At 42.5% G+C, this 19,849-nt stretch carries 17 protein-coding genes; 7 read left to right on the top strand and 10 right to left on the bottom strand.

The genetic code is table 11. The annotated features are described in order from the left end of the window. Window positions 1-286: 286 nt before the first annotated feature. From VIM89_RS07275 to VIM89_RS07260, 4 genes are all read right to left on the bottom strand, one after another. Window positions 287-1,471 carry a M20 metallopeptidase family protein gene (locus VIM89_RS07275; protein WP_488155481.1) on the bottom strand — a complete coding sequence of 395 codons (1,185 nt, stop codon included), beginning with the start codon at window positions 1,469-1,471 and terminating at the stop codon, window positions 287-289. Next, a complete protein-coding gene (locus VIM89_RS07270; protein ID WP_488155480.1) occupies window positions 1,464-1,901 on the bottom strand; it encodes an SPOR domain-containing protein in 438 nt (145 codons plus the stop codon). Before VIM89_RS07270 ends, VIM89_RS07275 begins: the two co-directional genes overlap by 8 nt. 153 nt (window positions 1,902-2,054) lie before the next feature. Beyond that, on the bottom strand, window positions 2,055-5,369 hold the full coding sequence (gene secA / locus VIM89_RS07265) for a preprotein translocase subunit SecA (protein ID WP_488155479.1): 3,315 nt from the start codon (window positions 5,367-5,369) through the stop codon (window positions 2,055-2,057). Between the two features lie 204 nt (window positions 5,370-5,573). Further along, on the bottom strand, window positions 5,574-6,113 hold the full coding sequence (locus VIM89_RS07260) for a hypothetical protein (protein ID WP_488155478.1): 540 nt from the start codon (window positions 6,111-6,113) through the stop codon (window positions 5,574-5,576). 170 nt (window positions 6,114-6,283) lie between these two features. Here VIM89_RS07260 and purD point away from each other — a divergent pair, with 170 nt between their 5' ends. Continuing rightward, on the top strand, window positions 6,284-7,558 hold the full coding sequence (gene purD / locus VIM89_RS07255) for a phosphoribosylamine--glycine ligase (RefSeq protein ID WP_488155477.1): 1,275 nt from the start codon (window positions 6,284-6,286) through the stop codon (window positions 7,556-7,558). Between the two features lie 99 nt (window positions 7,559-7,657). On the opposite strand, the gene VIM89_RS07250 is transcribed toward purD, so the two are convergent. The 4 genes from VIM89_RS07250 to VIM89_RS07235 all read right to left on the bottom strand — a co-directional run bounded on the left by VIM89_RS07250 (window position 7,658) and on the right by VIM89_RS07235 (window position 11,659). After that, window positions 7,658-8,791 (bottom strand): redoxin domain-containing protein, encoded by a 1,134-nt coding sequence (locus VIM89_RS07250; protein ID WP_488155476.1) that lies wholly within the window; start codon window positions 8,789-8,791, stop codon window positions 7,658-7,660. 63 nt (window positions 8,792-8,854) lie between these two features. Continuing rightward, entirely contained in the window at window positions 8,855-10,000 is a 1,146-nt protein-coding gene (locus tag VIM89_RS07245) for a redoxin domain-containing protein (protein WP_488155475.1), read from the bottom strand. A 35-nt stretch (window positions 10,001-10,035) separates the two neighbouring features. Continuing rightward, a complete protein-coding gene (locus VIM89_RS07240) occupies window positions 10,036-10,413 on the bottom strand; it encodes a four helix bundle protein (protein WP_488155474.1) in 378 nt (125 codons plus the stop codon). 64 nt (window positions 10,414-10,477) lie between these two features. Then, complete coding sequence (locus VIM89_RS07235) at window positions 10,478-11,659, bottom strand: formimidoylglutamase (RefSeq protein WP_488155473.1); 1,182 nt, start codon at window positions 11,657-11,659, stop codon at window positions 10,478-10,480. A gap of 213 nt (window positions 11,660-11,872) precedes the next feature. Here VIM89_RS07235 and VIM89_RS07230 point away from each other — a divergent pair, with 213 nt between their 5' ends. The 3 genes from VIM89_RS07230 (at window position 11,873) to VIM89_RS07220 (ending at window position 14,759) form a co-directional block, all read left to right on the top strand. Continuing rightward, a complete protein-coding gene (locus tag VIM89_RS07230; protein WP_488155472.1) occupies window positions 11,873-12,844 on the top strand; it encodes an NAD-dependent epimerase/dehydratase family protein in 972 nt (323 codons plus the stop codon). A 44-nt stretch (window positions 12,845-12,888) separates the two neighbouring features. Next, the gene (locus tag VIM89_RS07225) at window positions 12,889-13,347 is read left to right on the top strand and encodes a hypothetical protein (RefSeq protein WP_488155471.1); all 459 of its coding nucleotides are present in this window, start codon (window positions 12,889-12,891) and stop codon (window positions 13,345-13,347) included. A gap of 119 nt (window positions 13,348-13,466) precedes the next feature. Next, window positions 13,467-14,759: an HAD-IB family phosphatase gene (locus VIM89_RS07220; RefSeq protein WP_488155470.1), complete on the top strand. Its 1,293-nt coding sequence runs from the start codon at window positions 13,467-13,469 to the stop codon at window positions 14,757-14,759. Between the two features lie 103 nt (window positions 14,760-14,862). Here VIM89_RS07220 and VIM89_RS07215 read toward each other — a convergent pair whose 3' ends face one another. Continuing rightward, window positions 14,863-15,339, bottom strand: a complete 477-nt coding sequence (locus tag VIM89_RS07215; protein ID WP_488155469.1) for a universal stress protein — start codon at window positions 15,337-15,339, stop codon at window positions 14,863-14,865. Between the two features lie 79 nt (window positions 15,340-15,418). On the opposite strand from VIM89_RS07215, the gene VIM89_RS07210 reads away from it, so the two are divergent. The 3 genes from VIM89_RS07210 to VIM89_RS07200 all read left to right on the top strand — a co-directional run bounded on the left by VIM89_RS07210 (window position 15,419) and on the right by VIM89_RS07200 (window position 18,609). Continuing rightward, window positions 15,419-16,369 carry a tryptophan 2,3-dioxygenase family protein gene (locus tag VIM89_RS07210; protein WP_488155468.1) on the top strand — a complete coding sequence of 317 codons (951 nt, stop codon included), beginning with the start codon at window positions 15,419-15,421 and terminating at the stop codon, window positions 16,367-16,369. Window positions 16,370-16,397: 28 nt separating this feature from the next. After that, window positions 16,398-17,417: a hypothetical protein gene (locus VIM89_RS07205; RefSeq protein ID WP_488155467.1), complete on the top strand. Its 1,020-nt coding sequence runs from the start codon at window positions 16,398-16,400 to the stop codon at window positions 17,415-17,417. Window positions 17,418-17,541: 124 nt separating this feature from the next. Then, window positions 17,542-18,609 (top strand): branched-chain amino acid aminotransferase, encoded by a 1,068-nt coding sequence (locus VIM89_RS07200; RefSeq protein WP_488155466.1) that lies wholly within the window; start codon window positions 17,542-17,544, stop codon window positions 18,607-18,609. Between the two features lie 52 nt (window positions 18,610-18,661). Here VIM89_RS07200 and VIM89_RS07195 read toward each other — a convergent pair whose 3' ends face one another. Then, window positions 18,662-19,846 (bottom strand): metallophosphoesterase family protein, encoded by a 1,185-nt coding sequence (locus VIM89_RS07195; protein WP_488155465.1) that lies wholly within the window; start codon window positions 19,844-19,846, stop codon window positions 18,662-18,664. Between the last annotated feature and the right edge of the window lie 3 nt (window positions 19,847-19,849).

Raw genomic sequence — 19,849 nt, 5'->3', positions numbered from 1 at the left:
AAACTGTATAATGAACAAAGACCTCATATGAGTATAGGATTACTCACGCCTCAAATAGTATATCAAAACGATCTTAAAACTACAAGGCAATGGAAAAATTACTACCAAAGAAATCGTAAAATTGTAAACGTATTGCAGGATAATTATTCACCTGTAAATCTATAACAGGATTATCTCAAAACCTGTAAACTTTTTTTAGGACGAGACACACGGCAGTTTAAAACTGCCCAATATCAGCAGGCATTCAGTCACAGACTGAAGCCAGTAATGCCGAAGTCTATGAGATTTAGTTACCTAACTGCTTCAACGCCAAATAAGCCATCAAGCCGGTACTCACTTTAAACGCATCTTCTTCCACATCAAAAGTAGGTGTATGAACCGACGAGGTAATACCACGGCTTTCATTACGGGTTCCTAAACGGTAAAAGCAGGAATCGGCTACCTGGGTATAGTAGGCAAAGTCTTCAGCGGCCATCCAGATATCGAGGTCGAGGACGTTTTCTTTTCCTAAATAATCTTCGGCGTAGCCACGAACAGCAGCAGTCAGCTTTTCCTCGTTGATCAGGAATGGATAACCTTTCATGATATTGAAATCGCAGCTTCCACCCATGCTTTCGGCAATGCCTTCGGCCATCTTTTTCATCTTTTTGTGGGCATCGGCGCGCCATGCTTCGTCCATCGTGCGGAAAGTTCCTTCCAGGTAAACTTCATTCGGGATCACATTGGTGGCACCATTGGCTATCACTTTACCAAATGACAGCACCGACGGGCTCTTAGGGTCATTATAGCGACTGATAATAGTCTGTAGTGCGGTAAGAATATGTGCGGTAATAATTACCGGGTCAATATTAGCTTGCGGCTGTGCACCGTGTCCACCTTTACCTTTTACCGTTACATAGATCTCATCGGTTGAGGCCATGTATTTTCCCGCGCGAAAACCTACCTTGCCCGCATCTATCCAAGGCATTACATGCTGACCAAGCACGGCTTGTGGCTTTGGATTTTCCAAAACACCTTCTTGAATCATCAGACTGGCACCACCGGGCAGTTTTTCTTCTGCTGGCTGAAAGATCAGTTTTACTGTTCCGGCAAACTGGCTTTTTAGCTCAGTCAATATTCTGGCAGTACCCAATAATGATGAGGTATGTGCATCGTGTCCACAGGCATGCATCACACCATTATTTTGTGATTTATAAGGAACATCATTGGCTTCCAAAATTGGCAAAGCATCCATATCGGCACGCAAAGCCACTACCTGATCGGATGGTTTCTCTCCTTTTATCAAGGCAACCAAACCGGTATTGGCCATTTTGTGATACTCCAGACCCATATCTTCCAGCTTCTTAGCTACAAATGCAGAAGTTTCCACTTCGTGAAAAGAAAGCTCAGGGTTGGCGTGTAAATGGCGGCGGTTGGCAACTACCTCGTTAAAAATGTTCTGGGAAAGCTGTTGTATGTGTTCTTTAGTCATCGGTGTCCTGTTTGGGCGGGGTGATCTTTTCCTGGATGATAAACATCCCGGTGAATAGTTTTTTTAAGTCGTTTTGCAGTTTTTCAGCATCCAATCGGGTTCTGAAATCTCCTACACGGACTTTAAAATTTGGTTCGTTATAAATAATATAGCTCTTTACATCCGGGAACTGCTCCAGGAATTTAGCTTGAGCATTATAAGCGTCTTTCCTGTTCTCCCCGGTAAATATCTGCACCCGGAAGCCATTGATCGTCATAGCATCGGCACCTTTATTCAACTCCAACCTATGAGCTGCAAAGGTATCAATCCGGGCGTCTTTTATCACCTCTACTTTACCCCGCGTTTGTGCACCGACAGTAAAAGCAAAGAAAATAAAAAAGCAGCATCCGCTTAATTGCAAAATAGCTTTAAAACGTGAGACTGCTTTCATGTTAAATATCATTAATTAGCTGTCATTGCGATGAACGGCTCGAGCGGTGAAGAAGCAATCGCGAACTATGCATCTTCGCCCTGTATAGCATGAGATTGCTTCGTCGCCATCTCACGCTCAATCCAACCGGCTTCTCGCAATGACAATTTAGTCTTATGCTTGCCCTACACCATGGCAGTTTTTATATTTCTTGCCGCTTCCACATGGACAAGGATCATTCCGTCCAATTTTTTGTTCTACCCTTACCGGGGTAGCTTTTGGCGGTGGTACATCAGCGAAATCATTCATCGGTACACCGCTTGATTCAGCTACCAACTCTGGTTTAGAGGTACGCATCTTCCTCATGTCCGTTTTTGGCTGAGGTTTAGCTTCCCTTACTTCGTCGGCTTCCTGCTGAACAGGGATACCACCCCTGAACAGGAAGCTTACCATTTCCTTATTCACGGTAGCCAGCATCTGGCGGAACAATTCAAACGCTTCGAACTTATAAACCAGCAATGGATCTTTTTGTTCGTAAACGGCATTTTGTACGGATTGCTTTAATTCGTCCATTTCGCGCAGGTGCTCTTTCCATGCATCGTCTATCAGGTAAAGCACCACATTCTTTTCAAAAGATTTGAATACTTCGTGACCTTTGGTTTCAACTGCCTTTTTAAGCGGAACAGCTACCTGAATACCATGGATGCCATCAGTAAACGGAACCACAATATTTTCGATATACTCACCACGTTGAGTGAACACATCCTTCAACACCGGGTACGCCTGTTGTGCGATCGCTTCCGCTTTGCGTTTATAGAAAGCCGTTACCTCGTGGAATACTTTATCAGTAAGCTGGTTGATATTCGTTGAAGCAAATTCATCTTCGTTGATCTCGGTATCGACAGAAAATACGCGGATCAACTCCAGCTGGAACCCTTCGTAGTTGTTTTCTTCTTTATATTGAGTAACAACATCAGCGGCAACATCAAAAATGGTGTTGTTGATGTCTACTTCCAGTCGTTCGCCAAACAAGGCATTCTTACGTTTCGAATAAATTACGGTACGCTGCGAGTTCATCACATCGTCGTATTCCAGCAAACGTTTACGGATACCAAAGTTGTTTTCTTCTACCTTCTTCTGCGCACGTTCGATAGATTTGGTGATCATCGAGTGCTGGATCACTTCACCTTCTTCGATACCCATGCGCACCATCAGGTTCGAGATACGCTCTGAACCGAATAAACGCATCAGGTTATCTTCCAATGACACAAAGAACTGGGTAGAACCCGGGTCACCCTGACGTCCTGAACGACCGCGCAACTGCCTGTCAACACGGCGTGATTCGTGACGTTCGGTACCTACAATAGCTAAACCGCCCGCATCTTTTACACCCGGACCGAGCTTAATGTCCGTACCACGACCAGCCATATTGGTGGCAATGGTCACAGTGCTGGTCTTGCCCGCTTCAGCAACGATGTCAGCTTCCTTCTGGTGCAATTTAGCATTCAGTACGTTATGCTTGATGCCGCGCAATTTCAGCATACGGCTCAATAATTCGGATATATCAACGGATGTTGTACCTACTAGCACTGGTCTGCCTGCCTCGGTCAATTTCACGATCTCGTCAGCTACAGCATTATATTTTTCGCGAATGGTACGGTATACCAAATCCTGGCGGTCGTCACGGATGATAGGCGTATTGGTCGGAATTTCAACCACGTCCAGTTTGTATATTTCCCAAAACTCACCTGCTTCGGTAACGGCCGTACCGGTCATACCGCAAAGCTTGTGGTACATTCTGAAATAGTTTTGCAGGGTAATGGTTGCAAAGGTTTGGGTAGCATCTTCTACCTTCACGTTTTCTTTTGCTTCGATAGCCTGGTGCAAACCGTCAGAGTAACGGCGGCCATCCAAAATACGGCCTGTCTGCTCGTCAACGATCTTTACTTTACCTTCATCGATAATATATTCAGTATCTTTTTCAAACAGGGTGTAGGCTTTCAGCAATTGGTTTACCGAATGGATACGTTCTGATTTCACAGAGAAATCGCGCATCAGGGTATCTTTTTGGGCTACCTTTTCTTCATTGCTGGCGTGAGATTTTTCGATCTCGGCAATTTCAGAACCTACGTCAGGCATCACGAAGAAATGCGGGTCTTCGCCTGATGCAGTGATCAGCTCGATACCTTTCTCAGTCAGCTCAACCTGGTTATTTTTTTCGTCTATCACAAAGTACAGCTCAGCATCAACCTTTGGCATTTCCTTGCTCTGATCCTGCATGTAATAGTTTTCGGTTTTTAATAAAACCTGTTTGTTCGCTCCTTCGCTCAGGTATTTTATCAGCGCTTTATTTTTTGGCAATCCACGATGTGCACGCAACAAGGCCAGGCCACCCTCGTCAGTACCGGTTTTGCCATCCGCAATTGCTTTTTTGGCTTCGTTTAATACGGAGTTGATATAATTCTTTTGAGTATTTACCAGGCGTTCAATGCGCGGTTTTAACTCATAAAACTCGTGCTCATCGCCGCGTGGGATCGGTCCTGAAATGATCAAAGGTGTACGGGCATCGTCGATCAATACCGAGTCAACCTCATCCACCATTGCGTAATGCAATTTGCGTTGCACCAGCTCTTCAGGCGAACGTGTCATATTGTCACGCAGGTAATCGAACCCGAATTCGTTGTTGGTACCGAAAGTAATGTCAGCCATATATGCTGCGCGGCGCTCTTCCGAATTTGGTTCGTGCTTGTCGATACAATCAACTGACAAACCATGGAACTCATACAGCGGCCCCATCCATTCCGAGTCACGACGTGCCAGGTAATCGTTAACTGTCACAATGTGAACGCCTTGACCAGCCAATGCATTCAGGTAAGCAGGTAAAGTAGCTACCAGTGTTTTACCTTCACCTGTCGCCATTTCCGATATCTTTCCCTGGTGCAAAACTGTACCGCCTATCAGCTGTACATCATAATGCACCATGTCCCAGGTCACTTCGTTACCGGCTGCGATCCAGGTATTGTGGTGAATCGCTTTGTCACCTTTTATAATGACATTGCCTTTACGCGCAGCCAGATCACGATCGAATTCTGTAGCTGTAACTTCAAGGGTTTTATTTTCTTTGAGCCTGCGGGCGGTTTCTTTCACCACGGCGAAAGCCTCCGGCAGGATATCCATCAATATTACTTCCAGTTCCTTGTTACGATCTTTTTCCAGCTTATCTACCTGGGTATAAAGCTCAACCTTCTCGCTTACTTCCAGATCGGGATTATTTTCAATCCTGTCTTTCAATTCCTGCAATTCAGCATCTATCTCGGCAAGGCCCTGTTTTATTGTCTCTTTAAAAGCTATGGTTTTAGCACGGAGATCGTCATGGCTGATACCATCCAGTTTAGAGAATTCTGCTTTGATCTTCTCTACTATCGGCTGTATCGCTTTTACATCTCGTTCCGACTTGCTTCCAAAAAGCTTGCTTATAAATTCTAACATACGTATTTCGATATAATGCTACGGTGTCAACAATTGCGCCATAGCAATTTATGTAGTCATAATGGCAGGCAAAGGTACGTTTTTTAGAGGATTTGCAGATGTGCGGATGTGCAAATGTGCAGATTGATTTGCTAGAATGTAATTTATTAACCCAATCATTAAATTTGTTTAATCTGCACATCCTCGCATTTGCACATCTGCACATTATTTTTCGTCGTCTTCTTCATCGTCTTCATTCCAATCCTCCTCATCGTCGAGGCTGTTTTCATCAAAGTCATCCCAGAATTTATCTTCGTCAAACATCAACTCTTCGAGTTTCTCCTGCTCAGGAGTGCTCGAGTCATAACGTATTCCCCAGTTGTCGGGTATATCGTAGCTTTTGTCAAAACCACGTATCCAGTTTAAAAACTCCAGTCTGAATTCTTCAACTTTATCCCTCATCAGTTGCACATAATCTTCTTCATTAAGGTTGACCATCGCCGAAAATATGACTGCATTGAGCATATCCTGCGCTGCAATTTTGATTACTACAGCGTTCTGCATTTTTAGTGAATACAAGCCACCGCCTTCAGCACCGGCAATTTTCACCTGCATAATCATAGCATTGCTTACTATTTCACTTGCCAAATGTTCTCTCTTACTGTCTTCTTTCAAAGCTTCAGCTATCACTTCGGCCAATTCCAGTATTTCTTCCGCTTTCTGGAAGATGGGCAGCTTGCGGTATTTATCCAATCGTTTTGACATACAGTAAAAGTAATCTTTGACAATCGAAATTGTTTGTATTATTTGTCTGAATTGTGATTACCGTTTTGCAAACTCACACATCTGCATATTTGCACATCCTCACATTTGCATATCTGCATATTTGCACATCTTCACATACTCAATCTGCACATTTAACTTATATTTGGCGCATGAATATCCTGCTCCTTGGTTCGGGCGGAAGGGAAAGCGCCTTCGCCTGGAAAATAGCTCAAAGTCCAAAATGCCAGCAGCTTTTTATTGCGCCCGGAAATGCCGGCACATCGCAGTATGGCAAGAACATAAATATTAAAGCGACAGATTTTGAGAGCATAGGCAGGTTTGCGATTGATAATCAAATCGATCTTGTGCTGGTAGGCCCTGAAGAGCCGTTAGTAAAAGGAATTCATGATTTTTTTCTGGCTGATGAACAGTTAAAAAATATTCCTGTTGTAGGTCCGCAAAAAGAGGGCGCACAACTGGAAGGCAGCAAGGATTTCTCCAAAGATTTTATGTTCAGGAATAATATTCCGACAGCAAAATCTAAAACCTTTACCCGCGAAACTTTACATGAGGGTTTTGAATACCTATCTACCCAAAGTTTACCGATTGTTTTAAAGGCTGACGGATTAGCTGCCGGTAAAGGCGTATTGATCTGCGAAACCTTAAAAGAAGCTGAGCGCGAACTGATCAGCATGCTGACTGAAGCGAAATTTGGCGATGCAAGTTCGAAAGTGGTAGTTGAACAATTTTTGAAAGGCATAGAGCTTTCGGTTTTTGTAATGACCGACGGTGAGCATTATAAAGTATTACCCGAGGCAAAAGACTATAAACGTATCGGCGAAGCTGATACCGGGTTGAATACCGGTGGCATGGGCTCTGTTTCACCTGTACCATTTGCGGATGCCGCCTTTATGAAAAAGGTGCATGATAAGGTGATCGTTCCGACTGTTAATGGATTAAAAAAAGAAGGCATTCCTTACAAAGGCTTCATTTTCATCGGACTAATGAACTGTAATGGCGAGCCTTACGTGATCGAATATAATGCCCGCATGGGTGATCCCGAGACCGAAAGCGTGATGCTGAGGATCGAATCTGACTTTGTTGACCTGCTACAAGGTGTAGCTGAAGGTAATCTGAACGAAAAAGAACTGATTATTTCCAACAAGACTGCCGCCACTGTAGTTTGTGTAGCAGGTGGTTATCCAGGCGAATACTTAAGAAATAAGGTGATCACCGGAATGGAGAATGTTCACGAATCAAAAGTATTTCATGCAGGCACATCCATGCATGGCGACAACGTGATTACAACAGGAGGTCGTGTGCTTGCTATCTCAACCTTGCAAGACAACATGTTCGACGCCCTGCAACAAGCCACTGCCGATGCCAGCCGTATTTACTGGGATGGGATGTACTTCAGGAAAGATATTGGGTTTGACCTGATATAGCACTAATTGCACGAACGAATTAAATACGAATTTCACGAATTATACCCTTGATAAAGTAATTCGTGAAATTCGCTCCAATTGGTAAAATTAGTGTCTAATTTATATTTTTCCGAACAGTTCTGCCAATTTATCCTCCAAATCAAAACCATGGAGATTTTTCGCAATGATCTTTCCGCTTGGGTCGATCAGGAAGTTTGCCGGGATGCCACGCACTACATATAATGCAGCAGGTTTGCTTTTCCAGAATTGCAGATCGGATACCTGTGTCCAGGTCAGGTGATCTTTATGGATAGCGTCCAGCCATCTTTGTTTGCCGGTTGGCTTATCTAATGATACGCCAAGAATGGTGAAGTTTTTATTCTTGTATAGATTGTAAGCCTTTACCACATTTGGATTTTCGCGGCGACAGGGGCCACACCATGATGCCCAGAAATCAACCAAAACATATTTACCACGGAAGGATTCAAGGCTTACGGTCTTACCAGAAGTATCAGCTTCAGCAAAAACGGGGGCCATTTCGCCTAACGCTACAGCTTTCAGTTTTGGCAATCTCTCACCAAATTCTTTCCCACCTTCAGATTGTTTTACTTCCGGCGACAAGCTTTCATATAAAGGATTTACATCTGCATAATCAGCACCATAAGCTGCATACATTTCCAAAGCCATCAGGCTGATGTAAGAACCCGGGTGTGATTTGATGAAGCTGGCGTTTACTTCGTTTGATTTGGCATCAAGCGCTTTTTGTTCTTTGGTGATCGCCCGTTCAAATTCCTCTGAATTCTTCTGTTCAGGGGTTGCAGCTTTTACTTTAGCATCCAATGCATCCTGCGCATCATTTAAAGGTTTGTTCAATGCATCATACTCTGCATTTTCCTGGTTTGTTTTAGGGCCATCAACTTTAGCCTCGTTAAGCTTACCGTCGCTGTTTACCTTGATCGTACCTTTTTCAAGATAGATAGACTTATAATCGTGATAAACAATACCGCCGGTACCTTTCTCATTCAATACCAGGTAAGCACTTACAGGAGTTGTGCCGATAGTGCCAGAGAACTGAAATTCTCCGTTTTTTAAGTTTACAGAATCAGTGGTTGTCTTATCTTTTATTTGGTATTGAAGATAGATTTTGGCAGGTGCATTCAAATTACCAACCTTACCTTGCACAAGGTATTTACCATCCTGGGCAAAAGCTATTGCTGGTAGCAGAACAATAGCTGCAGAGATCAATTTTTTCATTTTTGTTTATTGAGAACTCAATATTACAAATAAATTTCTGAAATGACCTGTTTACCGCAGATGTTACCTCAACACTTTTTTCAGCTCGTCTTCCAGGTCGTCACCACGCAAATCCTGCGCTATAATTTTACCCTGGGGGTCGATCAGGAAATTTTTAGGGATGCTTTGCACATTGTATAGCCTTGCTACCGCGTTGTTCCAGAATTTAAGATCGGAGAGTTGTGTCCATCCATCCAGGTGATCTGCTTTGATCGCATCGAGCCATGGGAATTTAGCGCCCGGCCTGTCGAGTGATACTCCTATGATGGTAAAATTTTTATTTTTATACTGATTAAATACGCGTACCACATTCGGATTTTCCTGGCGGCAAGGCCCACACCACGATGCCCAAAAATCGAGTAAAACATATTTTCCCTTAAAAGAAGAAAGTCTAACCGGATGCCCTAAAGTATCGGTCTGCTCAAAATCAGGCGCCATTGCGCCATTAGCAGTTGCCTTCATACCCTCCAAAGTTGCACGCATAGACCGGGCAGTTTCGGTCTCCTGCAGCTCTTTTGAAAGTCCGTCTAAAACAGGCAATAACTCATTAGGGTCAGGCGAAGGGCCTCCCAATGTACCTACGGTTAGAAGGCTGAGGTAACTATTAGGGTTAGCTAATATAAAAGCCTTCAGTTTTGCATGATAATCAGTCTGTATCACTTTCAGCTTTGCCTGCAGCGCATTCTGGTCAACAGGCTTATTGGCGTTAGCCGGATCATTTGCTGCTTTTACCTGCTCGGCCATCAACGCATTTGTCTTTTCACCTGCTTCCTGATTAATAGCCAAAAGCTTCTGATACTGATCGTTTATCGGCGAGCCTATTACCTTTGCCTTATAGGCAGAATCAGGGCTTTGAATAGTAGTTGTGCCTTTGTCAAGATAAAACGCCAGCTTATCCGAATTCGGGCCAACATCCAGTTTATTTACGCCCACGCCTTTAAAATCGATCACCAGTATGGCCAGTGAAGGATACATAATATCGCCCTTGAACTCAAAATTACCGTTAGTTGCCTGGGCAGAATCCAGCACCTTGTTCGAGCCCAACTGGTAACCCATATAAACTTTGACATTCAGGTTACCAAATTTTCCCACTACATTAAAAGGTTGTGGAACCTGCGCAAATGCTACCACAGGTATCCATAGCAACACATATAAAAACAATTTTTTCATTGAATAGTTCATTAGTTCACTTGTTCATTAGTTCATTAGTTGGATTTGTTACCCGAATTTCCAATAAACTTAATATATGCATTTAATTTGACATGAATAGTTTGAAGCTTTTCATACAAGACATTAAATTGTGCCTCATTCAAAAGCTGTCTGTTTTTCGATTTTTTCAACCAGCCTTTGGTTTCGATAATCGATCCTCTGCTAAAATAGCAGAAGTTCTTATTCTCTTTATAATGATATCTGCCATATCCTTCGGCAATGTTCGCACTTATTGAGTCAGCAGATCGTACTAGTTGTTTGCCTAGAGTATCTTTTGCGAAATATTCCCATTCATGTACAACAAACCACACTTCATCACCAAAATTTTCAGCTAATTGATAAACCTCCAAGTCCTCAAGGTTATAAAAACTCATTATACGCTTTTTTTATGGATTTATTTTACCAATGAACAATTGAACTATTGAACCATTGAACTAATCAATTTAATTTCTGGTAAGTGCGCCACCAAAGATCGGGCATTTCACCGGCAACAGCTGTCTTGTAATCGTCATAACGGCATGGCACCAGGTGAAAGCGTTCGTTCATTGAGCCTCCGGTTGGGTATGGCACCTGCATCCACCAGCGGTCCGATTTTTTGCTTTTCACAAATACCAGTTCGTGGTCGTCGTGCTTCAAACTTGTTTTATAGATCAGATATTGCGACTTAGGGTTTAACGGAAAATCTTTTTTACGGTTATAAAAGCCGTCGATAAAATACCAAATCATCTGGGCCAGCAGCGTAGCGGTCTGACCATTGTTATCATATGCCGGATTGAATTCATAGAACCCAATCGAACTTAGCTTGTCATTAAAACCAGCATAGCGTGCTATCTGGCAAGCCTCTTCACCATAAAAACCATTTGGCGTCGCGTTGGCATTGCCTGCGGCATCTGAGGAACGAATGGCTCCCATATCAAAACTGATCATGCTGGCGTTGCGGATGATCGGCTCCGTTACGGCTACCTGTCCACTCAGCTCGCCCAGCCGGTGAACATCGAAATATAGTTTATCCATCACCCGCATGCTTTCCTGGCTCGAAAAGTAAGTTTGGTAACCGAGGTTACTATAGTTAAACAGGTAGTTTGGCTCGTGTAAAAATATTTTGTTCAGGTATGAGATCGATGTAGTCTCTATCCCTTCAGCATCGCCGTCATCGTCCAGATCAAAACGCGGGTCGATAACTACCAGGTCGACTTTTTGCTCCAATTCCTCATAGGCCATATATTGGGCATAGGTAATATCTTGCCCCCCTCCGATTATAATAGGAAGAATGCCCTTTTTGATCAGTTCGCTTACAACCGTTTTTACAGCGAAGTAAGTATCTGTTATACTTGCTCCCTGGCGGATATTGCCCAGGTCAGCAATTTTAGTTTTATAAGCACCTTCAAAAAGCAAATACAGCTTCTCACGCACATAATCAGGGCCTAAAGCGCAACCTGAATTATTTACGGCGTTTCGGTCGTCCTGTACTCCAATAATGGCGATATCTGTTTTTTGATCCAGATCGGGAAAATCAACCGAAAAATGCGTGATCTTATCACCCAAATGACTGGTATAATAACCATTTTTGGGTGCTAGTTTTTTCAGGTCAATCGGCGCAAAAAAATCAGATAAAGACATATTTGATGTACTGATATGCAGATGTGCAAATGTGCAGATTTTTTTAATATGCAAATATGCAGATGTGTAAATGTGCAGATTTTTATCCAATTAGATGTTTTTTGATTTAAATTCAATTTGTCTGCCCATTCATTAATTTGCACATCCGCACATTTGCACATCTGCACATCAATCCGCACATTTGCACATTCACTAATTTGCACATCCGCAAAAATGATACTGGTTACAGGCGCAACGGGTTTCCTGGGTTCTGAGGTGGTTAAGCAATTGGCCGAACAAGGCAATTTTATCCGTTGTACAAAACGGGCCCAATCCACGATTCCTTCATTTTTATCGCCTTATCAAAAGAACATTGAGTGGGTTGAAGCTGATCTGCTGGATATTTTTGCTTTGGAGAACGCCCTTGAAGGCATCACACAAGTATACAATTGCGCTGCATGGGTATCCCTGAAACAGGCGGATAAAGAACCGATGATCTATACCAATGTAACCGGTACGGCTAACCTGGTTGATCTGTGCAGGCAAAACGGGATACGCCTGGTTCATGTAAGCTCGGTAGCGGCTGTGGGCGATGCCAAACCGGGCGAGCTAATCACCGAAAATCATCATCTTGATCAAGCTACCGAAACTGATGGTTATGCGATCTCTAAACTGGAAAGCGAGATGGAAGTTTGGCGCGGCATTGCCGAAGGGTTGGATGCAGTGATCGTTAACCCATCTATCATTATCGGGCCAAACGCAGGAACAGAAGGTAGCGGCGCCCTGTTTAAAACCATCCGCAACGGTTTTAAATTTTACACTCTGGGCAGCGGGGGATTTGTTGATGTGGAGGATGTTGCCAAATGCATGATCCCGTTGATGAACAGCAAGATCAGTGGCGAGCGTTTTATTGTTAGCGCCGAAAATCATGATTATAAAAGCCTGACTGCAGAAATAGCCGATGGATTTGGTATAAAAGCCCCTTCTACATTAGCCAAACCCTGGATGATGGAACTGGCCTGGCGGTTCGCTTCTTTTGCAGGAGCTATTGCACGAAAAGCCCCTTCAATTGATAAAGTCTCTGCAAAATCTGCCTCGCTTACCAAAAATTTTGATAACACCAAGATCAAAAAGGCAATCGGCATTGAGTTCAAGCCGTTAAAGACCTCAATAAGAGAGGTATGTGAGGCTTTAAAATTAGCTTGAATATTCTCTGAAACTTTTTATTTTAGCTGATAAACTTCAGGTTTATGAGAAGATGTCTTTTGATATTGGCACTTTTTTGTTGCGGCTGCATGAACTCTGAGCTGCAATCAAAAGCAGAGCAAAGCGCTGAGCATTATGTAAAAAACAGGCTTGGTAATCCGGTTTACTTTAAAACTGTATCCTTTTCTGCATTGCAAAAAAGGCGGTATACAACCTCGCTGGATACATCATTAGATGCAGCGGGCGTAAAGGCCAGCGATCATCAGAGAGTGAAAGCCTATGTTGACAGTGAAAATGGTCAGCGTCCTGACCTGGCGGTAAAAAACGAGAAGGACGTTTATAATATACAACACGATAAATTGATCTACTATCAGCTCATTTATTCGTTCAGGATTGACTCCGCCGGTATAAAGAAACTCAGGAAATACCGGATCGAGCTCGATACAGCCTGCAATGTTATTCATGCCACCGATATTACAAACACGAATACAAAAGAGCAATAAGCTGCGAAAGGGTTGAATAATTGTCAAAACAAATACAGTTATTAACATCCGCAAACTCTATCAACAAACTCAACATTTTACTATGATGCATCACTCAAAAATTGCACATTTGCAGGCAGATGGACCAGTACTTTATTATCGACTTCGATAGCACATTTACACAGGTTGAGGCATTAGACGAGCTTGCCCGCATTTCACTAAGAAAACACCCCGACCGCGAAAAAATTTACCAGCAAATAGAAGATTTTACCAATGCCGCCATGGAAGGCCGCATTCCGTTCAGCGAAAGTTTAGAAGGCAGGGTAAAATTATTACAGGCCAACCGGGATCACCTGAAGCAGCTGGTAACCCATTTAAAAAAGAAAGTTTCTACTTCATTCTCCCGCAACAGTGCATTTTTTAAACAGCACCAGGATAATGTACTGATCGTTTCTGGTGGATTTAAAGAGTTCATTACGCCCGTTGTAACAGAGTACTTTATTAAAAAAGAAAATATCTACGCAAACACATTTGTGTTTGACGAGAATGATAATATCATTGGTTACGACCGCGAGAACCCACTTTCTCAAGAAGGCGGCAAAGTGAAACTGCTGCGCCAAATGAACCTCCAGGGTGAAATATTCGGTATTGGTGATGGCTATTCTGATTTTCAGTTAAAAGAATCCGGACTGATCAAAAAATTCTTTGCTTATACAGAGAACATCGAACGTAAATCAGTAGCTGAAAAAGCGGATCATGTTACGCCAAGCTTTGATGAGTTTCTTTTCATCAATAAGCTGCCGCGTGCTATATCTTATCCAAAGAATCGCATTAAATGCCTTGTTGTAGGTAATGTGGGTGAAGAAGCCCTGGAACAAATGCGCAAGGAAGGTTATGATATCCGTGAGAAAGAAAGCATAGAAGAAAAATACCTGCAGGAAGCCGGTGTATTGCTTTGCGACGAAGAGCATCAGCCTACAGCCGAGCAACTGCAAAATGCTGAGAGATTAAAAGTGATCGGGTGCCTGGGGAAAGTTGTCAGCAAAAAACTGGCTGAAGTAGCTTGCGAAAACGGCATCATCATTTTTGATGATCCGAAATATAATCCCCGTAACGTTGATTTTATCCCTAAACGGGTGATCAGCTTTATGAATGAGGGTAAAACGCACATGAGCTGCAACTTCCCTGATCTGCAGCCGCCGCGCAATGATAATGCTCACCGACTGATACACATCCACACCAACGTGCCCGGTATCCTGGCGCAGATAAACGGAGTATTGGCCCGTCATAACATCAATATTGTGGGTGAATTTCTCGTGACCAATGCGCAAATAGGCTATGTGATCACTGATATCACGGCAGGATATGGCAAGCAGGTTTTGAATGAGTTAAAGGCGATAGATCATACGATAAAATTCAGGTTGTTGTATTAATGGTGACTAGTGATCGGTTAATCAGTTATCAGTTAACCAGTGACTTGTTAATCGGTAATCAATACCTGTTTAACTGATAACTAATCACTGATTAACTGGTTAACTAAGATGACTCTCCCTTCAAGGGAACCACTAATACCGGAATCCTCGAATGCCTTACCACATGCTCGGCAACGCTACCCATAAAAAGGCGATCAAAACCTGTCCGGTTGTGTGTGCCTATCACGATCATGTCGGCGCCAAACTCTGCGGCGCATTTTAATATACCATCGGCTGTAAGGCCATACTCTGTGAAGTTGGTTATTTTCAATTGATCAGCATATTGCGTCTGTATACGCCGGACTGTGTTTTCAGCCGCCTCTTTCTGAATGCGTACCATCTCCGATTCATCCACCATAGAAACCTCTGTGGATATTCCTGTGATGGAATCGCTGCCGGCGGCCGGCACAATAATTGGTTCGATAATATTTACGAGCCCCACTTCGGCGCTGCAAAGCCGGGCCATTTCAAAGCCGAATTCAGCTGCGTGATCAGCATACCGGCTATCGTCAACTGCAATTAAGATTTTCTGTATCGCCATGATAATAACAAACTATAAATGTGGTGCTTTTGTTTCTGTATTTGCCAGCTTTATTACCTTTGCCAGATAAACCGATCCAATGAGTATTAGTCCCGAAATTGAATCACGCCTGGCCTTGTTGCAGGAAAAGTATGAAGCTATGGGCCAGGATATGATTTCCTATCTTGATGGCCTGCTGCATGCCGACTTTCTCACTTACTGGGATTATATCCACCTGGACACGCTGCTGAGCCTGCAAAACCCAAAAACACCTTTCCCTGACGAGGAAATATTCATCATGTATCATCAGATCACCGAGCTTTATTTTAAGCTGGTGCTGCATGAGTGCAAACAGATCACCGAAAAGGAAATACTGACTGCAGATTTCTTTACGGCAAGAATACGACGCATCAACCGGTATTTTGATGCATTGATTGAATCATTCGAGATCATGGTTGACGGGATGGAAAAAGAGCAATTCCTGCAATTCAGGATGTCGTTGCTGCCTGCCAGCGGTTTCCAGAGCGGACAGTATAGGATGATCGAGATCTATTCAACAGACTTTATTAACCTGGTAGCCCGTGACAAGCGTGAGGAATTGAGAAGCGCTGCTATCGAAGATCAGTTTGAATTTCTCTACTGGAAATTTGGCGCGACGGAATTATCTACAGGCAAAAAGACACTCACGCTTAAGCAATTCGAGAAGAAATATTCTAAACAATTCATCGAACTGGCCAAATCGGTGACCAGTAAAAACTTTAGCGCCCTGCTACAGCAACTGCAATACGAACAGCAATCTACTGCCCAACTCGAGAATGAGTTGCGACAACTGGATGTAAACGCAAACGTTAACTGGCCGCTATCACACTACAAATCTGCCGTTCGCTATCTCAACCGCGAACCGGATGAGATCAAAGCCACCGGAGGTACCAACTGGCAAAAATACCTGCCTCCCCGTTTTCAAAAGCGGATTTTCTACCCATCACTATGGACGAAGGAGCAGGAAGACAACTGGGGCAAGGCCTGGGTGGAAGATGTGCTGGGTTTATAATTTATTACATAACGCATTAAAATAAACTATGCAACGTCAAGAAAGAATTCAAGACCCGCTAAGCATTAACCGAAGGTTTATTGAAGGAAACCTCAACGAAGGCAAAGAAGTCATTGTTCAATTTTCCGGTGAAACTTATAATGATAAAATACTTAGTGAGTTAAATGAACTATGCTTAAAATATGATGAAAGTTTTAGTATCCGTTTTTACGGATTCTATGGAACTTCTTTTGACTGCAAGTGCACAACGAAAATACCTAACGTAAAGTCTCTTTATGTTGACTGCTTAATAAAAGCACACAATATAGAAGCCATTACATATCTTAAATACCTTAAAAAATTAAGTATAGGAATTTATGAATTGACCCAAACAGAAATATTAGATGCTGAAAGCTTCCAAAATCTCAATAGACTTGTTATTGGTAACACCAAATCCAAAGCATTAAATCTTGAATATTTAAAAAAATATCACAATCTATCGCACTTAATCATAGCAGGACATACTAAAAATATTGAAGCGGTAGGTGATATAAAAAGATTAAACACCTTAAATCTGAACTCCATTTCTAAAGTTTCCCTTTCTTTTGTGAATCATCTACGAAACTTAAAATCTTTATATATAGCTCTTGGTGGAAGAGAAAGCATACAGGAGATAAACGAAAATGAAATTGAAAATTTGGGTTTAATTTGGATTAGAGGTTTCAATGATATTAATAACATAAAAAACTTTAAAAGGCTCAAGACTTTAATCATTGAAGATCAAATTCGTCTACCTCAAATCAATTTTGAAGAACCTCTTACGCAGTTGGAAGATATTAAGATCATCAATTGCAAAACGTTAAATTCGATGACAGGAATTGAAAAACTATCTCGTTTGCACCAATTGAGAATATATAAAACTAATATTGATTTTGATTCATTTATCAAACAGCCATTGCCTTCATCTTTAAAAATACTTGCCTTTTATACCACCAAAACCAAAGTCGATAAGGATATCAAAGCCAGTTTAAAAACCATGGGATATACGGACGGTTTGACAGAAAATTAAAATCACAGATAAAATGTGCTAATCCAACTTTTTACACTCACAAGACGGTTATTTTAAGGTGATTGACTGTAACTGAGGCAAAAAAGTCCTATCTTGCCACTTTCCACAATTAATACCTAAGGATATGACTGAGACGTTGGACATCAAGATCACAAAAACTACCACTTCCCGTTTGTCGCAAACGGATTTTAGCAACCTGCCATTTGGCAAAATCTTTTCTGACCACATGTTTGTGGCCGATTATGCTGATGGCGAATGGAAGAATTTTCAGATAGTCCCTTACGCTGAGATCGGGCTGAGCCCCGCTATTTCTGCTTTGCATTACGGACAAGCCTTTTTTGAAGGACTGAAAGCTTACAAGCATGCTGATGGTAAGGTCTCCGTCTTCCGTCCTGATAAGAATGCAGAGCGTTTTAACAAATCGGCAGAGCGTTTGTGCATGCCTGAATTGCCTGAAGAAATTTTCATCCAAAGCATAGCTGCATTGGTTGACCTTGACCGCGACTGGATCCCGGCTCAGGCGAACCATTCGTTATACATCCGGCCGTTTATGTTTGCTACCGACCCGTTCCTGGGTGTAGCACCATCATCGACTTATAAATTTATTGTATTAACCTGCCCTGTAGGTCCTTATTTCTCTAAAACATTGAGGGTAAAAATTGAAACTTACTATACCCGCGCTGCAGTAGGTGGAATGGGCTTCGCAAAATCAGCAGGAAACTATGGCGGTGCTATGCTGCCTTCACGCAAGGCTGTTGAAGAAGGCTTTGACCAGATCATTTGGACCGACGCTAAAGAACACAAATACGTTGAAGAAATGGGTGCCGCTAACGCGATGTTCGTACTGGATGGCAAACTGATTACTCCATCAACTGAAGAAAATACTATACTGAAAGGCGTTACCTGTAATACGGTAATGACCCTGGCTCGCGATTGGGGCTTCCCGGTTGAGCAACGCCGCGTATCGGTAGCCGAAATTATAGAAGGCGCTAAAAATGGCAAACTGACTGATGCATTCGGCGCAGGTACTGCCGCTACTATCGCTCCTGTTGGTTCTATCGGTCATAGCGGTGAAGAATACTTTTTAAGCGATCCGAAAACACGTGAGTTCTCGCAAAAAGTATTGAAAACTTTGGATGGCATCCGTTACGGAAATGCTCCTGATCCGCATGGATGGAATTGTATGATATAGTATAGTGAGTGGTGAATAGTGAATTAGTTTTCTACTCACTATTCACCATTGACTATTCACCTTTCACTTTCAAAGATATCGTTTCACTTTTTCCAAAAACTATCTTCTGATCTTTCTGCAAAGGCTGTGTGTTCCACAAGCATTCCCGCACAGTTAACTTTTGCGATGCCGTATCAAGAGAAATCAGTTGAAAGGATAACAAGGTTTCATCTTTTGCAGAATACTTGCCCTTTATCGGCGAATCAACCCGGAATGTATTCAGATTGACATCATTATCCGGTCCATGATAGGTATAAAACTCATTCCAGTTGCTGTTACCGTGAAAATAGGCTTTGATGTTGGGATGATGCTTTAAAAAATTCACAAAACCGCGCTGTTCTATCTGGGTTGCACCATCATCAGCAGATGCTACATACCCTTCCTTATAATGCTCTTCTGTGAGGTTTTGAAATTTATTTTCCTCAGTCATATTATAAGGCGACTTCGGATTAGTGAAGTGCTTCGACTCACATTCAGGCTGATCATGAGTAAAAATTATCACCGGGGTGGTTTTAGCTACTTTAGCAAGGTCTTTTTCCATCCAGATGCGCTCAGCTGAATCAGGCCAAAGGGTGATGAACATCATATGTATACCTTTAATATTGAACGAATAGTTCACCTTCTCGGTATGATAATTGTAATCAGCATTGGTTAAAGGCTTTGCAGGCTTCAGCATCAGGTTATAAATCTTCACCATTGATGTGGGATCGGTTAGCGGCTTTAATGGTTTGGTAAAACCTATGGCATTCGATATATCATGATTTCCGGGCACAAACAACAGTTTAGCCTGTTTACCATCATTGCCTTTCAAATTAATCGAGTGCATATAATCCGTCTCAAACTGGGCCCATGATGCAGCTGCACTTTGTATCGGTGCTTCCATCCTGTTGGCGATATCACCAGTTTGTATTACATAGTCAATATGACTTGCTTTTTCACCTGCATTGATTCCATTATCTTGTGGTAATATCAAATCAGGAATACTATTCATCTGCTGTATCATAGCAGCATTTACAATGTAACTACTCACATTGCTATCACCCCTGAATTTCGTCCGGCTGATGCCATAATGCGCATCCGAGCTAAAAACCATATTGATTACGGAAGAGGTTTTGGATTGACCGTAACATTTTCCTGAACTAAGCGCAAAAGCCGCACTTATCATCAGTGCAGCTGTTAAAACCTTATGCTTTCTCATAAA

Origin of the sequence: Mucilaginibacter sp., assembly GCF_036568825.1 — a bacterium.
Lineage (GTDB): Bacteria > Bacteroidota > Bacteroidia > Sphingobacteriales > Sphingobacteriaceae > Mucilaginibacter.
This window is presented reverse-complemented; position numbering and strand designations above follow the sequence as displayed.

Coding starts and splice junctions, on each gene's coding strand:
- VIM89_RS07245 (WP_488155475.1), bottom strand. CDS start 10,000: ATGAAAAAATTGTTTTTATATGTGTTGCTATGGATACCTGTGGTAGCA.
- VIM89_RS07275 (WP_488155481.1), bottom strand. CDS start 1,471: ATGACTAAAGAACACATACAACAGCTTTCCCAGAACATTTTTAACGAG.
- secA (WP_488155479.1), bottom strand. CDS start 5,369: ATGTTAGAATTTATAAGCAAGCTTTTTGGAAGCAAGTCGGAACGAGAT.
- VIM89_RS07240 (WP_488155474.1), bottom strand. CDS start 10,413: ATGAGTTTTTATAACCTTGAGGACTTGGAGGTTTATCAATTAGCTGAA.
- VIM89_RS07200 (WP_488155466.1), top strand. CDS start 17,542: ATGACTGAGACGTTGGACATCAAGATCACAAAAACTACCACTTCCCGT.
- VIM89_RS07260 (WP_488155478.1), bottom strand. CDS start 6,113: ATGTCAAAACGATTGGATAAATACCGCAAGCTGCCCATCTTCCAGAAA.
- VIM89_RS07215 (WP_488155469.1), bottom strand. CDS start 15,339: ATGGCGATACAGAAAATCTTAATTGCAGTTGACGATAGCCGGTATGCT.
- VIM89_RS07235 (WP_488155473.1), bottom strand. CDS start 11,659: ATGTCTTTATCTGATTTTTTTGCGCCGATTGACCTGAAAAAACTAGCA.
- VIM89_RS07220 (WP_488155470.1), top strand. CDS start 13,467: ATGGACCAGTACTTTATTATCGACTTCGATAGCACATTTACACAGGTT.
- VIM89_RS07195 (WP_488155465.1), bottom strand. CDS start 19,846: ATGAGAAAGCATAAGGTTTTAACAGCTGCACTGATGATAAGTGCGGCT.
- VIM89_RS07225 (WP_488155471.1), top strand. CDS start 12,889: ATGAGAAGATGTCTTTTGATATTGGCACTTTTTTGTTGCGGCTGCATG.
- VIM89_RS07205 (WP_488155467.1), top strand. CDS start 16,398: ATGCAACGTCAAGAAAGAATTCAAGACCCGCTAAGCATTAACCGAAGG.
- purD (WP_488155477.1), top strand. CDS start 6,284: ATGAATATCCTGCTCCTTGGTTCGGGCGGAAGGGAAAGCGCCTTCGCC.
- VIM89_RS07270 (WP_488155480.1), bottom strand. CDS start 1,901: ATGAAAGCAGTCTCACGTTTTAAAGCTATTTTGCAATTAAGCGGATGC.
- VIM89_RS07210 (WP_488155468.1), top strand. CDS start 15,419: ATGAGTATTAGTCCCGAAATTGAATCACGCCTGGCCTTGTTGCAGGAA.
- VIM89_RS07250 (WP_488155476.1), bottom strand. CDS start 8,791: ATGAAAAAATTGATCTCTGCAGCTATTGTTCTGCTACCAGCAATAGCT.
- VIM89_RS07230 (WP_488155472.1), top strand. CDS start 11,873: ATGATACTGGTTACAGGCGCAACGGGTTTCCTGGGTTCTGAGGTGGTT.